The organism is Bradyrhizobium sp. 215_C5_N1_1 (assembly GCF_052075935.1).
Taxonomy (GTDB): Bacteria; Pseudomonadota; Alphaproteobacteria; order Rhizobiales; family Xanthobacteraceae; genus Bradyrhizobium; species Bradyrhizobium barranii.
Genome location: NZ_CP197228.1, coordinates 5,948,616 through 5,962,567, shown reverse-complemented (window position 1 = coordinate 5,962,567; position 13,952 = coordinate 5,948,616). Strand labels below are relative to the sequence as shown.

At 65.0% G+C, this 13,952-nt stretch carries 11 protein-coding genes; 3 read left to right on the top strand and 8 right to left on the bottom strand.

Annotated elements, in window-relative coordinates; translation table 11 throughout:
- Positions 1 to 52: 52 nt before the first annotated feature.
- Genes AB7G19_RS28820 through AB7G19_RS28800 form a run of 5 tightly spaced genes read right to left on the bottom strand, consistent with a single transcriptional unit; the run spans position 53 to position 6,129 of the window.
- Positions 53 to 1,417, bottom strand: coding sequence for a four-carbon acid sugar kinase family protein (locus AB7G19_RS28820; RefSeq protein WP_441268563.1), 1,365 nt, complete (start codon positions 1,415 to 1,417; stop codon positions 53 to 55).
- Positions 1,414 to 2,622: a ribulose-bisphosphate carboxylase large subunit family protein gene (locus AB7G19_RS28815; protein ID WP_441268562.1), complete on the bottom strand. Its 1,209-nt coding sequence runs from the start codon at positions 2,620 to 2,622 to the stop codon at positions 1,414 to 1,416. The genes AB7G19_RS28820 and AB7G19_RS28815 overlap by 4 nt, the downstream gene beginning before the upstream one ends.
- Positions 2,623 to 2,637: 15 nt before the next feature.
- Positions 2,638 to 3,177 carry a VOC family protein gene (locus tag AB7G19_RS28810; RefSeq protein ID WP_441268561.1) on the bottom strand — a complete coding sequence of 180 codons (540 nt, stop codon included), beginning with the start codon at positions 3,175 to 3,177 and terminating at the stop codon, positions 2,638 to 2,640.
- Between the two features lie 19 nt (positions 3,178 to 3,196).
- Positions 3,197 to 5,107 carry a TRAP transporter large permease gene (locus AB7G19_RS28805; protein WP_441268560.1) on the bottom strand — a complete coding sequence of 637 codons (1,911 nt, stop codon included), beginning with the start codon at positions 5,105 to 5,107 and terminating at the stop codon, positions 3,197 to 3,199.
- A 5-nt stretch (positions 5,108 to 5,112) separates the two neighbouring features.
- Positions 5,113 to 6,129 (bottom strand): TRAP transporter substrate-binding protein, encoded by a 1,017-nt coding sequence (locus tag AB7G19_RS28800; RefSeq protein ID WP_441268559.1) that lies wholly within the window; start codon positions 6,127 to 6,129, stop codon positions 5,113 to 5,115.
- Positions 6,130 to 6,265: 136 nt separating this feature from the next.
- Between AB7G19_RS28800 and AB7G19_RS28795 the strand changes: the two genes are divergently transcribed.
- Positions 6,266 to 7,321 (top strand): LacI family DNA-binding transcriptional regulator, encoded by a 1,056-nt coding sequence (locus AB7G19_RS28795; RefSeq protein WP_441268558.1) that lies wholly within the window; start codon positions 6,266 to 6,268, stop codon positions 7,319 to 7,321.
- 307 nt (positions 7,322 to 7,628) lie between these two features.
- Here the strand turns inward: AB7G19_RS28795 and AB7G19_RS28790 are convergent, their stop codons facing one another.
- Complete coding sequence (locus AB7G19_RS28790; RefSeq protein ID WP_441268557.1) at positions 7,629 to 8,360, bottom strand: DUF3750 domain-containing protein; 732 nt, start codon at positions 8,358 to 8,360, stop codon at positions 7,629 to 7,631.
- A gap of 121 nt (positions 8,361 to 8,481) precedes the next feature.
- On the opposite strand from AB7G19_RS28790, the gene AB7G19_RS28785 reads away from it, so the two are divergent.
- Positions 8,482 to 8,742: a hypothetical protein gene (locus tag AB7G19_RS28785; protein WP_441268857.1), complete on the top strand. Its 261-nt coding sequence runs from the start codon at positions 8,482 to 8,484 to the stop codon at positions 8,740 to 8,742.
- A gap of 372 nt (positions 8,743 to 9,114) precedes the next feature.
- A complete protein-coding gene (locus AB7G19_RS28780) occupies positions 9,115 to 12,219 on the top strand; it encodes a DEAD/DEAH box helicase (protein ID WP_441268856.1) in 3,105 nt (1,034 codons plus the stop codon).
- A 7-nt stretch (positions 12,220 to 12,226) separates the two neighbouring features.
- On the opposite strand, the gene AB7G19_RS28775 is transcribed toward AB7G19_RS28780, so the two are convergent.
- Together AB7G19_RS28775 and AB7G19_RS28770 are read right to left on the bottom strand one after the other, a co-directional pair.
- Positions 12,227 to 13,201: a tripartite tricarboxylate transporter substrate-binding protein gene (locus tag AB7G19_RS28775; protein WP_441268556.1), complete on the bottom strand. Its 975-nt coding sequence runs from the start codon at positions 13,199 to 13,201 to the stop codon at positions 12,227 to 12,229.
- 26 nt (positions 13,202 to 13,227) lie between these two features.
- The gene (locus tag AB7G19_RS28770) at positions 13,228 to 13,941 is read right to left on the bottom strand and encodes a GntR family transcriptional regulator (RefSeq protein ID WP_085403183.1); all 714 of its coding nucleotides are present in this window, start codon (positions 13,939 to 13,941) and stop codon (positions 13,228 to 13,230) included.
- Positions 13,942 to 13,952: the final 11 nt, after the last annotated feature.

The following is a 13,952-nucleotide window of genomic DNA, read 5'->3' as shown; positions in this document are numbered from 1 at the left end:
GCCGCGGTTCACGGCCAATGTCGGCCAGTTCACGATCGCCTAGCGGTGACGGCTAACCGCCGTCCCTCGCCCGGCAGAACAGATCGATCCCGCCGACCTGTCCGCCCTTGAGCGCGATCTCGATGTTCGCATGCGCGCGATCCGATGATGCGCGGTTGAGCGGCGCGCCTTCCGCGAGAGGGGCGATCGCGGTCAGCGCATAGATGCCCATCGCCTGCAGCGCATGGCCGGACGTGTCGCCGCCGGCGACCACGGCGCGCGGGAGCCGCGCGGTTTTCAGAATGGAGTCCAGCGCCTGGCCGAGCCCCGCGCCGATGCGCTCGTTCACTGCACTCGCCGTTGCGCCGCTCGCCTCGACGGCCGCGTTGAGCGCACCGACGGCGGGATCGTCGGGGCCGCTTGCGGTGATCAGGAGCGCATCGCGCCCCGACGCGAGCGCTGCGAGCGCGCGTTCGGCAGCGCGGCCGATCTCCCTGGTCCATTCAGCCGCGTCGACGGCGCGCGTCGCATCGAGCCGCTCGATATCGAAGCCGTTGTCCGCGGCATGGGCGATCTGCGCGGCGGTGACAGGCGAGCAGGAGCCGGAGACGCACGCGATGCGCTCGACGCCGGCAAGGCGCAGATCGGGCTTGCTGTCGGCAATCAGGCCCGTCGACCGCCAATAGGCGACCAGCGCCTGCTCGACGCCTTGCGAGCCGGCGACAAAGAGCCGCTCGCCGCGATATTCCCAGATCAGGCGGCCGGCTTCGATCAGCGAGGCCTGGTCGAACACGTCGAGCGAGATGATCTCGGTGCCGGCGCCCCTCGCGCGCATCAGCGCCAGATCCGCGCCGCCATTGGCCATGGTGACGAAGTCGATCAGTCCGATCGATCGCGCCGTCTGTTTTGCAAGATGTCGGCCGAGATCGGACTCGTCCATCGGCGTCACCGGATGACGCGACATGGTCGGGTGCCGGTCGAGACGATGGCCGACGCCATTCACGGCCGCGAACAGATGGCCGAATATCTGATAGCGGCCCATCGCCGGCGATCCCACGAGGAGCGGATGCCAGGCGCCGCCGAGCTGCGGCACGGCGAGATCGATCGCACGCCCGATCGAGCCGATCTGCGGCGAGGAGTCGAAGGTCGAGCACACCTTGTAGTGTGCGATCGGCGCGCCGATACCTGCGAGCACCGCGAAAGCCGGCGGCAGGTTTTGCTCCATCCAGGCCGGATCCTTCGCGCGCGCCGTGCCGGCGATGCCGATGCCGCGGAACTGGCTGGCGGACGCAAGACGTTCGGGCGTTGGAGGTTCGAGGAACAGGATTGTCGGCAGGCCCGCGAAGGTGAGGGCCTCCATCGCCGCCGACGAGCCGGTGTAATCGTCGCCATAGAAAGCAACGAGTGGACCGTCGGGCAGGGTGGATGCGCCGCTCACGGCTGCGGGCTCGCCATCGCGGCATCCCATGCTGCGCGCAAATCGGCAACGCCGGCGGCAGGTCCATCGGGATGGGCGAGAATGCCGCCGCCTGCTGCGAAGATCAGATCTGTCGAGCCGAGTGCGCGCCAGGTCGGCGCGGCCTGAGCCGGCGTCTGGCCCGAGGAGAACACGGGCATCGCGACGCACGGCTTGTGCGCGAACATCGGCGTCAGCGCCGCCTTTGCGGATGTGACCACGCTGTCATCGGTCTCGCTGAACTTGTTGCCGATGCCGTTGACGTGCATGTGGTCGGCGCCGGCCAGCCGCCAGATCTTGTGCCAGGCCGTATAGTCCCAGCCGAGTGCCGGATGACGGTTTAGCGCGCCCCAGCCGTTGCGATGCGCATGAACGGGGAGCTGCGTGTGGCGGCCGAGCTCGACCATGCCGGCGAGCCCGACCGAGTTGATGCTCGCCATCACGCAGGTGCCGCCCTCGCTGAGCACCAGATCATGCCGGCGGCGCATCTGGTCGATCTCGCCGGTCAGGTTGAAGGCGATCATGACCTTCTTGCCGGTTCGATCAGCGTGGTCGTTGACGACGCGCATCACGGCGCGCACACGCGCGTCGAACGGACAATAGGCGCCGTCCGATTGCAGCTCGTCGTCCTTGATGAAGTCGATGCCGGCCTCGCAGAGCGTGGCGACCAGATTGGCCGTCTCGGTGGGGCTGAGCCCGATGCTCGGCTTGATGATGGTGCCGATCAGCGGACGGCCGCTGACGCCGGTCAGCGCGCGCGTGCCGGCGACGCCGAATTTTGGTCCGGGATAGGCGGCGGCAAACGCGAGCGGCAGTCGCAGATCGAGCAGGCGCAGGCCGGTCAGCTGGCGCAACTCCCAGAGATTGCCGGCGATCGCCGTGACCAGATTGGGCAGTGACGCGCCGATATTGTCGAGCGGCCATGACAACGTCACGCGCGCGCGATTCCAGGGGCCATCGGGGTTGATCGGGCGGGCGACCGGGAGCGACGGCGCGGAGATCGCATCAAGCAACTCGATGCTCTCGACTCGGGCGGCCGCACGCGCCTTCAGCTCCGGCGTTTCGCCGGGCACCGCAACGAAGGTGCCGCTCGACTGCTCGCCCGCCATGGTTTCCGCGGCAAGACGCGGATCTTCCGGCGTTTCGATCAGATAGTCGGCTTCGATGCGAACGGGATTTTGCGTCACGGGAGTGCAGACAATCTAGAGCTTGGTAAGATCGGGGAAGGGACGGACGGGGTCGCGCCCGTCCCAGTCCTTGGCGGCTGCGCGGATGAGATCGAACATCTTGCCCTTGGGTCCCGAGACTTCAGACAATTCGATCACCGTTCCCGGATGATACTCCGTATCGAAATAGACGAAGCGACCGCGCGCGCCGACTTCGCCGCTCATGACCGGCTTGAAACCCTCGGCTTCGAGACGGGACAGATCGGCGTCGTAGTCTTCGGTCCAATAGGCGACGTGCTGCAGACCCTTATGTCCGGCTTTCAGGAAGTCGGCATACATCGACGGCGCATCGTTGCGGATCTGGATCAGCTCCATCTGCAGCGGACCGGAATTGGCCAGCGCCACCGAATTGTGCGGCTCATAGGCCTTGCCGCGATAGTGGTAGTTCACGATTGGAACCCGCGGATTATAGAACCACGGCCCGATGCCGAGCTCGCGGCTCCAATAATCCATGGCCTTCTCGATGTCGTCAACGACGTAGCCGGCTTGCCGGATCTCACCAAAAAAACGGCTCATTGCATGATTCCCATGATCTTCAGAATTTGAGGAAGCCGATCGACAGCCACGGCACGGCCGCGACGATGGCGAGGCCGATGAAGAGCGCCGCGACATAGCCCCAGATGTGCTTGAGGCCTTCGTCCGGCGATATCTTGCTGATCGCGCAGGCGCCGTAATAGCCGACGCCGAACGGCGGCGCGAACAGGCCGATGCCCATCGCGAGGATCACGACCATCGCATAGTGCACTTCATGCACGCCGGCCTGCTTGGCAATCGGAAACAGCAATGGGCCGAACAGCACGATGGCCGGAATGCCTTCGAGCACGCTGCCGAGCACGACGAAGGTCACAATCGAGATCGCGAGGAAGCCGTGGGCGCCGCCGGGGATCGCCGCCATCGCCTTCGCCAGCTGTTGCGAGAAGCCCGATTGCGTCAGTCCCCAGGCCATCGCCGTGGCGCAGCCGATGATGAAGATGATTGCGCCCGTCAGCGAGGCCGTCTCGACGAGCATGGATTTCAGCCGCCGCCAGGGAAACTGGCGGTAGACCACAAGGCCCATCAGCACGGCGTAGGCGATGCCGATGGTCGAGACCTCCGTGGCAGTGGCAACACCTTCGACCACGGCAGTGCGGATCACGAAGGGCAGCAGGATGGCGGGCAGAGCGATCATTGTGAGCTTTGCGATCTCGCGCTTCGAGGCCCGCCGCACATGGCTCAGATCCTCGTTCCGGTAGCGCCGCCACACCACCACGCAGAGCGCGGTGCCCACGACCAGGGCCGGTAGCAGGCCGCCCGTGAACAGCGCCGCGATCGAGACCCCGGTCACCGAGCCGATGGTGATCAGCACGATGCTCGGCGGAATGGTCTCGGTCTGCGCGCCAGTGGCCGACAGCAGCGCGACGAGGTCGCCGGGCTTGGCGCCACGCCGCTGCATTTCCGGCAGCAGCACTGGCGCGATCGCGGCCATGTCGGCGATCTTTGAGCCGGAGATGCCGGAGACCAGATACATGGCCCCGATCAGCACGTAGGACAGTCCGCCCCTGACATGTCCGAGCAGGCTTGCCAGAAACTGGATCATGGCCCGCGCCATGCCGGTCATCTCGATCAACGCGCCGAGGAAAATGAACAGCGGCACCGCGAGCAGGATCAGGTGCGACATGCCCTCATCGAGACGGCCGACCATCACCATCATCGGGACGCTGGTTGTCAGCGCCAGATAACCGAAGGTCGCGAGCGCAAAGGAGAAGGCGATCGGTACGCCGGCGAACACGTTGGCTGCGACCACGCCGACGAAGAAAATGATGAGATTGTAGCGTCCGAGCGGGGCGAGCAACGGTCCGGCAAGCCAGAATGCGGCAATCAGGACGGCGGTGGTGATGAGGGCCGCGACGACCAACGCGGGGCGGTGATGCGTCGCGAGCCGGATCGCGGCGACGACGGCCATCAGGGTCATCCCCACGGGAATTGCGGCTGCGCGCCAGGCGTTGCTGATCTCCAGCGCCGGGGTGACGATGACCTGTTCCTCGCTCGCATAATCGAAGGCGGGATGCAGGATCAGCGCCAGCAGGGCTAGCGGCGCCACCGCCGCGATCGTGTCGAGAAAGGCGCGTGCGCCCGGGCCGACATGGCTGACGAGCCCTGTCATGCGCATGTGCTCGCCTCGGCGCAGCGCGATCACCGCGCCCAGCATCGAGAGCCAGAGAAACAGGATCGAGGCCAGTTCGTCCGACCAGATCAGCGGGCTGTGGAAGACGTATCGCATGATGACGCCGGCGAGCATGATGCCGATCTCGACCAGCACGACAGCTGCCGCGGCGGTCTCGACCACCGCACCGAGCCAGCGGTCGACGGTGCCAAAGGCGCTCGCAAGCTTGCGCGTGCCCGCAGCGGAAGCAGGGTGGCCGGCCGCCGCCAGATAATCCGTCATCTGATGCTCTGCGATCGTCATCGCGCTCAGGCCAGCTTGCCGACGGCGCCTTCGAGCAGCGCCCAGGCTTCGTCGCCGAAGCGGCCCTTCCATTCGCCGTAGAAGCCGGAGTCGCGCAGTTTTGCGCGGAACGAGTCCGGTGAAGGCGTGGTGAATTTCATTCCATTGCTCTGGAGATCGGCCTGCACGGTCGCATTGAACGTCTTGATGTCCTCGCGCTGCTTCAAGCCGGCATCGTTGATGGCGTTGCTGACGATGGTCCTGAGATCGGCGGGAAGGGCGTTGAAGGCGCGGGCGTTGGCGATGAACCAGAAGCCGTCCCAGATGTGGTTGCTGATCGCGCAGTACTTCTGCACCTCGTAGAGCTTCGCCACCTGGATGATCGGCAGCGGATTTTCCTGCGCGTCGACAATGCGTGTCTGGAGCGACGAATAGACCTCGCTGAATTGCAGGCTGGTCGGCGAGGACGAGAGCGCCTTGAACATGGAGATGCTGAGCGGAGACACGGGCACGCGGATCTTGAGGCCGTCCATGTCCTTGGCGCTCTCGATCGGCTTGGTGCCGCTGGTGATCTGGCGGAAGCCGTTGTCCCACATCTTCTCGAACGTATGGAGGCCGACCTTGGCCATGGCGGCACGGATATGCGCGCCGAGCCCGCCGTCCATCGCTTTCCAGACCTGATCGTAATCGGCAAAGGCAAAGCCGACCGCATTGATCGCGGCGATCGGCACCAGGGTCGCGACCACGAGCGCGGAGGGCGTGAAGAAGTTCAGCGCGCCGTTGCGCACCTGGGCGAGCATGTCGGTGTCGCCGCCGAGCTGGTTGTTCGGGAAGATGGCGATCTCGACCCGGCCATTGCTCTCCTTGGCGACGCGGTCGGCGGCTTCCTGGGCGCGGATGTTGAGGGGATGCGTCAGCGGCAGGTTGTTGCCGTATTTCAGTGAGAACTCGGCCGCCCGGGCCGGGCGCGAGAGACCGCCCATCAAGCCCGCGGCGGGGAGAACGGACAGGGCTTGCAAGGCGCGCCGACGGGTCAGGGACATGGGCTTCTCCTCCAACAGCGATTTGATGTTATTTGATGTTTCTGCGACAATGTTGATGCGAAAATTGCGACTTTGAGCTAGCATGTCAAACGATAAAGGTGATGGTTTTTGATGTATTCGACGATTGGGCCCCGGAATGAATAAACCAGTGGCTCCTTCGCTGAGCCGCATCGTTGACGTGGCGCGCCGGGCCGGCGTCTCCACGGCGACGGTCGACCGCGTGCTGAATCGTCGGCCCGGTGTGCGGGCGATTACGCAGCAGCGGGTGCTCGCCGCCGCGTCCGAGCTCGACTACATGCCGGCCGAGAACATCCTGGCGGCGATGCGGCCGAAGCCGATGCGGCTCCTGTTCCTGCTGCCGGCCGGCACCAACCGCTTCCTGTCCACGCTCGGGCAGCTGATCGCCCATTCCGACGGCCGGCTCGCGCCTTTCAACGTCCATTGTCAGGTCGACACCATCAAGGGCTTCAATCCCGACCTGCTGGCACGTCAGCTCTGGCGGGCCCGCGACAAGGCCGACGGCATCGCTTTCATGGCGCTCGAGCATCCCGTCGTGAGGGAAGCCGTCGACCGATTAGCGGAGCACGGCGTGCCGACGGTGACGCTGATCTCGGATATCCTGAATGCGCGCCGCGCGGCCTATATCGGACTGGACAATCGCTCGATCGGACGCACCGCCGGCTATCTGATCGCGCGCTTTCTGGGCGAGCGTCCGGCCAAGGTCGCGATGATCGCGGGCAGCCGCAGCTACCGCGCGCACGAAGAACGCGAAATGGGCTTTCTGCACGTCTTCGAAGAACTGTTCCCGGCCATCAAGGTCGTGGGCCTGCGCGAAGGTCACGATGACGCCGACCGCAACTATCGCCAGACGCGCATGCTGCTGGGCCAGCATCCGGATCTTGCCGGAATCTACAACATCGGCGGCGCCGCCGATGGTGTCGCTCGCGCCCTGAACGAAATGAACCGGGCGCGCGACGTGGTCTTCATTGGCCATGGTCTGACCTCCGATACGCGCGGCTTTCTGCTCGACGGGACGATGGATGCCGTCATCACTCAAAATCAGCTCAACACGATGATGAGCTGTGTCGGCATCTTCGACAATCTGCGCGCCGGCCGCAGCGCCATGCACGGCATCGAGGCGCCGCGTAGCGAGATCATCTTTCGCGAAAATATTCCGGCGCTTGGGGGCTAGGATTCAAGCAGGCTTGCTGGACCCATGGTCGGCCTGGTCGAGCGCATCCTTAGCCTGATTGCCACGTTGCAATTTTGCCGGTGTTTTGCCCGACGAGTCAAATGACCGGCGTCTGAAGACATCGGGCCCGTCGAGCACCTCAACGTGCGTTGCAGGAGAGATGCCTCTCGTTCTGCGCGCGCAAGGCAATTCACCCAAGCCTCATCTCGACTTAAGCCGCGCCACCGCGACCAACCGGCCAAGGGCGGTTCTACTGTGCATGGGGTTGTTTTTCAGTTTTTTGTTTGGCGAGGCGCCGGCGGGCGCTCTACAGGCCGGCGGCGATGCCCAGGCGGCCGATGCCGGGGAGCTTGAGCGCCGGCCGCCGGATGTCGATGCCCAGCACCGCGCCGAAGAAATTGATCTCGAACCCTTCGACCCAGCCGACCGTCATGCCGAGGTAACCCGACAGCGAGGCGTAGGCGCCGGTACGGGAAGGGGTGATGCCGGCCCAGCGTCCGCTGTACGGATAGTCCTTGCCGACCGCGGTGGGTGGAAGGACGGCACGAAGCTCGGGAACGGCGTCCAGCGCCGCCTGCACGAAGGTGTTGGAATTCGGTCCGGGCCAGGCGCTGTAATCGCCGTAGGCGCGGAACTTGTAGGTCTCGACGACGTGGCGGATCTTGGGGATCAGCGCTTCGGCCCGCGCGCCGTCGACCGCCACGACGGTTTCGGGCATGGCGCCGAACCAGCGGCCGTCGGGTGCAAATCCGTTGCTCCGGATCGGGTCGCCCCACGCCGTGTAGTCGTATCGGCTGTAGGTGCTGGCACCTTTCTCCTTGACGACGATCCAGCTGTGGACCGCGAAAATGCTGCGCCACCGCACCGTGCGCGCGGCAAAGACCCGGATCAGCGCGTCCGGATTGGCCGATGCCGGCGGCAACAAGCCGGCGCTCGAGCGATCCGCCGTCTGCCAATTGCCCCGGCCATCGCCGAACAGATAATAGCGTCCGGCCGACAGTCCTATCGGCACGGAGACCAGCAGCAGGAAGAGAATCAAGAGTTTCCTCAAGGGCAGACGGGGGCAGGCGGGACGACACGATTAATATAGTTCGCGCGGCGGGTCGCGCCAGCACGCTTCCGCTCTTGCATTTGGGAGGTGCGCCCCCATGTTCCCGATTATGATGAAACTGTCCCTCATCGAAGACCAAGCCATCCAGGCGCGAATCGCGGGCATCGCGGGCGCCGAGACGTTCGATCGCATCTTCGCCGGCATCCGATTCGACGAGATCGACGGCAATCTGCTGTTCGCCATTGCCAGGGACGAAGACTGCGCGAGCGAGATCGAGGACGAGTTCTCGCATCACCTCGCGGTGGTTGCGACGCAAATCCTCGGGCAGAGCGTCGACGTGGTCGTGGTGCTGCCGAAGGTCCTGCAATAGGCCTTATTTTGGCATGCAGGCCGGTCGTCGGGGCTTGCATCCGTGCTTTCCAACGCAATCGTGAAATTGTAATGACGTGCTTGGGCGCTTAGGCCCAGTCCGCGTTGTCGACCGAGCTCTACGGCAGGGCTCGTCGGCGCGCGACTCTATTTCTGAAACAAAGTTGGATACACATTGGCGTCCACCAAAAAAGCCCGGGCCGCGACCGGCGCGAAAAAGACCAAGGCCAAAAGCTCGAAAGGCGAGAGCCCGAAGACCAAGAGCTCGAAGAGCAAGGGTTCAAAGAGCAAGGGTTCGAAGAGCACAGAGAGTAAAGGCTCGAAAGGCAAGAGCGCGTCGCGTTCTACGGTCTCGTCCTCATCGCCTCTCGGCATGCTGGCGCTGCATCTGCGCGAGCAGTGGGAGAAGTCCGGCCGCGACGGCCTCGTCTTCCTCTGCGACAATGAGAACAGGGCGGAGCGGCTGGGCGGCGTGATCCACGCGCTCGACCCTTCGGTCGACGTGCTGGTGTTCCCGCGACTGAACAATCTGCCATTCGATGGTCTGGAGCCGTCGCGCGAGATCGCGGGCAGGCGGAGCTCGGTGTTGCGGCGCCTTGCCAAGGCAAGGAAGCCGGTCTTCCTCGTATCGACCGCAGAGGCCATCATGGAGCGGCTGCCACTGCCGGCGAGCTGGTCAAAGACCAGCCTCAGCCTGAAAGTGGGCGCGGCCTATTCGGAGGCCGAGCTGGAACGCCGTCTGGATGCGCTCGGCTACGACCTCGACGAAGAGGCGGAATATCCGGGTGGCGTCCTGTTCCACGGCAAGACGTTCGAGGTGTTTCCCGCGGGCGCACTTGGTCCTTTCAGGATCGAACATTCCGACGGTGTTATCCGTAAGATCGTTGCCGTCGATCCGGTCGAGCATGAGGTCGTCTACGAGACCAGGGAATTGCTGATCGATCCGATGTCCGAACAGATTGCGCTCGGAGGCAAGCGCGGACAGCGGGCGACGCTGCCGGATTATTGCGCTCGCGCGCGGTGGATCGTGGATGCCGGCGTACCGGGCCACGCCGATATCTGGCTGGGCACCATCGAGGAGGCCGCTGGCCGCAGGGATGCGGAGCGCGAGTATCTCGGACGGGCGGATTGGAAGCGGATGAAGAAGCGCATCAGCGTGCTTCCGCAAAAATCGGCCTTCACGCCGACGCCCGATTTCTCGAAAGCCTCATCGCCAAGAAAGATCCTCCGCGCTTTTATTGACGACATGCAACGCGCCGGGTCGCGGGTGCTGTTCGTCGCGGCCGTCGAGGATGACCTTCGCGCAATGGAGCGGATGAGCGGCATCAAGGCGGAGCGCTGCGCCGATTGGAGCGAGGCGACCGAGGGACGGGATCGCGAAACGGCGTTCCTGGCCGATTTCGATGCCGGCTTCGTCGGGGCCGGCCGCAAGCCTCTCGTCATCGTCACCGCGTCCGACGTGCTCGGCAGCAGAGCCCATCATCCGCAGCCCATGGCGAGAGCCTGGACGGCCGCATTCGACCATCCTGACGTTCCGGAACGCGGCGCGGCGGTGGTCCATTTGCAGCGCGGACTCGCTCTGCTCGACGGCTTGCAAACCCTCGCCATGGGGACGGGATCGCGGCGCGAGATGGTCAGGCTTGCGTTCGCGGGAGACAACGCCGTTCTCGTGCCGCCGGCCGATCTTGCCTTGATCTGGCCGTATGCGGCCGAGCCCGGCAAGCTGGCACGGGACAAGGCGGACGGGAGCACATGGTGGGCGCGGCGGACCGAGGCCGAGGCGGAGATTCAGGTCGCCGCCAAGGCGCTCGCAAAGCACATCAGCCAGCGCCACCGCCGCCGCGCGCCGAAACTGGTCGCACCCGGGCCACTCTATGAAAGGTTCGTTGCGCGTTTTCCGTATTTCCCGACCGTCGATCAGGCGAAGGCCATTCAGGACGTGCTCGATGATCTCGCGGCAGGTCATCCCATGGACAGGGTGGTGTGCGGCGACGTCGGATTTGGAAAGACCGAGGTGGCGTTGCGCGCGGCAGCCGCGGTGGCGCTGTCCGGGAAACAGGTGGCGATCGCGGTGCCGACCACGGTCCTGGCGCGGCAGCATGTCGAAACCTTCCGCAAGCGCTTCGGTCCTCTCGGTATTGACGTCGGAAGCCTGTCGCGAGCGACCTCCGGCCCGGAGACGCGAGGGATCAAGGAGGGCTTGCGAAGCGGCAGGCTGAAAGTCGTTGTCGGCACGCAGGCGCTCTCTGCAAAGGATGTGAAGTTCGCCGATCTTGGCCTCGTCATCATCGACGAAGAGCAGCACTTCGGAGCGGCGGAGAAGGCGAAGCTTTCTGGGCTGGCAAAGAATGCCCATACGCTCTGGATGAGCGCGACGCCCATCCCGCGCACGCTCGCTGCTGGTCTTGCGGGCTTCCGGGATCTCAGCGTGATCGCAACGCCGCCGGTTCACCGGCTTCCGATCGTGACCAAGATCGCTCCGCTGTCGGATGCGGCCATTGCCGGAGCATTGCTTCGCGAGCGGCGGCGGCACGGACAGAGTTTTCTGATCTGCCCGCGCATCCAGGATCTGGAGCCGATGCTGGCGCGCGTGCAATCATTGGCGCCCGATCTCCGCATCGTCTGCCTTCATGGCAAGATGCCCGTCGACGACCTCGACGACCGCATGATGAGTTTCGTCGATGGCGAAGCGGACGTCCTCCTGGCGACCAACATCGTGGAAAGCGGTCTCGATATCCCGCGCGCGAACACCATCGTGGTGTGCTGGCCCGAAAAGTTCGGCCTCGCGCAGCTCCATCAGCTCAGGGGGCGGGTGGGACGCGGCGGAACGCGCGCCTTCGCCTATCTGCTGACGGAGTCGACCTCGGAGCAGTCCGAGAAGCGTTTGGCCGTCCTCGAGGAGTTCAGCAAGCCCGGCGCCGGCTTTGCCATCAGCGAGCGCGACCTGGACCTCAGGGGCGCCGGCGATCTGTTTTCCGAACAGCAGTCCGGGCACGTGCAGGTGTTCGGGCCGGTGCTCTACAGTCATCTCCTGAAGCTAGCCTCGGAGAGAGTGAACGACTCGGGCGCCTTTCTGTGGGTGCCGGATCTGAATCTGCCTGTCGGCGACATGTTGCCTGAAGGTTATGTGCAGTCGGAAGCAATGCGGCTCGAGATCTATGGTCGCGCCGCCAGGTGCCGGAGCGACGACGATCTGGAAGATCTGGAGGAAGAGACCTCGCGGCGTTTCGGCAGGCTCCCGCCGGAGGCGCGTGATTTCTTTGCGGCCGCCAGGCTCCGGATCGATTGCAAGCGGCGTGGCATCGTCAGGCTCGATGTCGGGCCCGAGGCCGTCGCTGCCACTTTCCTCCCCGGGCGGCTGCGGAAATCCAGAGCGCGATCGCTCCAGCGCGACGGCGATCGCGTCGTCTGCGCCGCCCGCGGGCATGCGGACCCGTTCGGCCGGATCGAGGAGTTCCTGGAGCTTCTGGACGAGTGAAGAAGGCCTACTGCGGTTCGATTCCGGCTGCCTTAATGATCCGGCCCCATTTGGTGATCTCCGCCTTCAGGAAGGCTTCGAGCGCAGCCGGCGTCGCGCGCTCGGCCTCAACCGGAGCCATGCTCAGCTCGGCAAAGCGGCTGATCAAAGCAGGGTCTTTGAGCGCCGTCTGCAGCGCACCGACGAGCTGGTCGATCACGGGCTTCGGCGTGCCGCGCGGCGCGTAGAGGCCATACCAGGTCGTCACATCGAATTCGGGAACGCCGGCCTCGGCCGAGGTCGGCACGCCGGGCAGTGTCGCGACGCGCGTCTTGCTGGTGATCGCGTAGCCCTTGATCGTGTTCGACTGGATATAGGGCGTCGGTCCCGTCGCGGGATCGCAATAGACGTCGATATGGCCGGCGATGACGTCGTTCAGCGCGGGCCCGCCGCCCTTGTAGTAGATTTGCGAGAGTTTCGTATCGGTGGTGCTCATGAACATCAGGCCGCAGAGCTGCGAGGCTGAGCCGAGACCGACATTGCCGAAAGTCATCTTGTCGCCTTCGCTGCGGATGCGCGCGATCATCTCGCCGAGATCCTTGGCCGGGAAATTCGGCCGGGCCACCAGGATCATCGGGACATCAGTGACGAGCCCGATCATGGCGAAGTCGCCGACGGGATCGAACGGCAGCTTGGCATAGAGCGCGGGCGCGGTGGCCTGGCCGACATGCATCAGGAGCAGCGTGTAGCCGTCAGGCGCGGCCTTGGCGACGCGGTTGGTGCCGAGTGTGCCGCCGGCACCGACGACATTCTCGATGACGATGGACTGCTTCAGCGTCGCGCTCATGGCGTTGCCGAGAATTCGCGCGATGACGTCGCCGGGGCCGCCGGCGGAGAACGGCACGATCATCGTGACCGGGCGGGTGGGGTAGTCGTCTGCGATTGCCGCGCCGCAGGGCGAGAGCAGGAGACACAGGATCAGCGATCGTACCAGAGACAACATCGAACACTCCCTGAATTCTTGTTTTTCTAGTCGTCGGAAGGCGCCGCCTCCTTGGCGGCGTTTCGTTCAATCATGTCGAGCGCGGCCACCGCAGCCGCATTGATGTGATCGACGCAGCAGCGCTCGGCGAGATCCGGATCGCCGTTCTGGATCGCACGCCAGATCGCGGTGACCTCGCGCAGGCTCTTGTTGATCCGTTTCGGCTGCGACATCGACGTGATCCGCAACAGTTGGATCCGGTCGTGCAGCGGCTTGAGCATGCGCTCGATGAAGGCGTTGCGGCAGCCGCCGATCAGCGCGGCGTAGAAGTCGGTCTTGGCTTCGAGGCTCCCGACGAGATCCTGCTTGGCTGCGGCCGCCTTCAGCCGTGCCAGGGCTTCCCCGATCCGCCGGGCCACTTCCGGGTCGTGGAGTCTGGCGCATTCGCGGCCGGCAAATCCTTCGAGCACCGCGCGCGCCGCGTAGAGCTGCCGGGCTTCTTCGAGGCTGATCGTGGAGACCACGGGGCCGCGGTGCGGGACGATGTTGACGAGGCCGTCGGCTTCGAGGGCACGCAGCGCTTCACGGATCGAAGGCCGGCTGACGCCCATCATCTCGCAGAGCTCGCGTTCGACCAGGCGCTGGCCCGGTTTGAGTGTTCCGGACATGATCGCCTCGCGCAGCTTTTGCGCGACCATCGCCCGGACGGTCGGGACGTCCTCGATGCGGAGTGTCGACTGCAATTCGCTACGTCTTTCCATGTCCGGACCCT

Coding starts and splice junctions, on each gene's coding strand:
- AB7G19_RS28810 (WP_441268561.1), bottom strand. CDS start 3,177: ATGAGCCGTTTTTTTGGTGAGATCCGGCAAGCCGGCTACGTCGTTGAC.
- AB7G19_RS28805 (WP_441268560.1), bottom strand. CDS start 5,107: ATGACGATCGCAGAGCATCAGATGACGGATTATCTGGCGGCGGCCGGC.
- AB7G19_RS28800 (WP_441268559.1), bottom strand. CDS start 6,129: ATGTCCCTGACCCGTCGGCGCGCCTTGCAAGCCCTGTCCGTTCTCCCC.
- AB7G19_RS28795 (WP_441268558.1), top strand. CDS start 6,266: ATGAATAAACCAGTGGCTCCTTCGCTGAGCCGCATCGTTGACGTGGCG.
- AB7G19_RS28785 (WP_441268857.1), top strand. CDS start 8,482: ATGATGAAACTGTCCCTCATCGAAGACCAAGCCATCCAGGCGCGAATC.
- AB7G19_RS28780 (WP_441268856.1), top strand. CDS start 9,115: ATGCTGGCGCTGCATCTGCGCGAGCAGTGGGAGAAGTCCGGCCGCGAC.
- AB7G19_RS28775 (WP_441268556.1), bottom strand. CDS start 13,201: ATGTTGTCTCTGGTACGATCGCTGATCCTGTGTCTCCTGCTCTCGCCC.
- AB7G19_RS28770 (WP_085403183.1), bottom strand. CDS start 13,941: ATGGAAAGACGTAGCGAATTGCAGTCGACACTCCGCATCGAGGACGTC.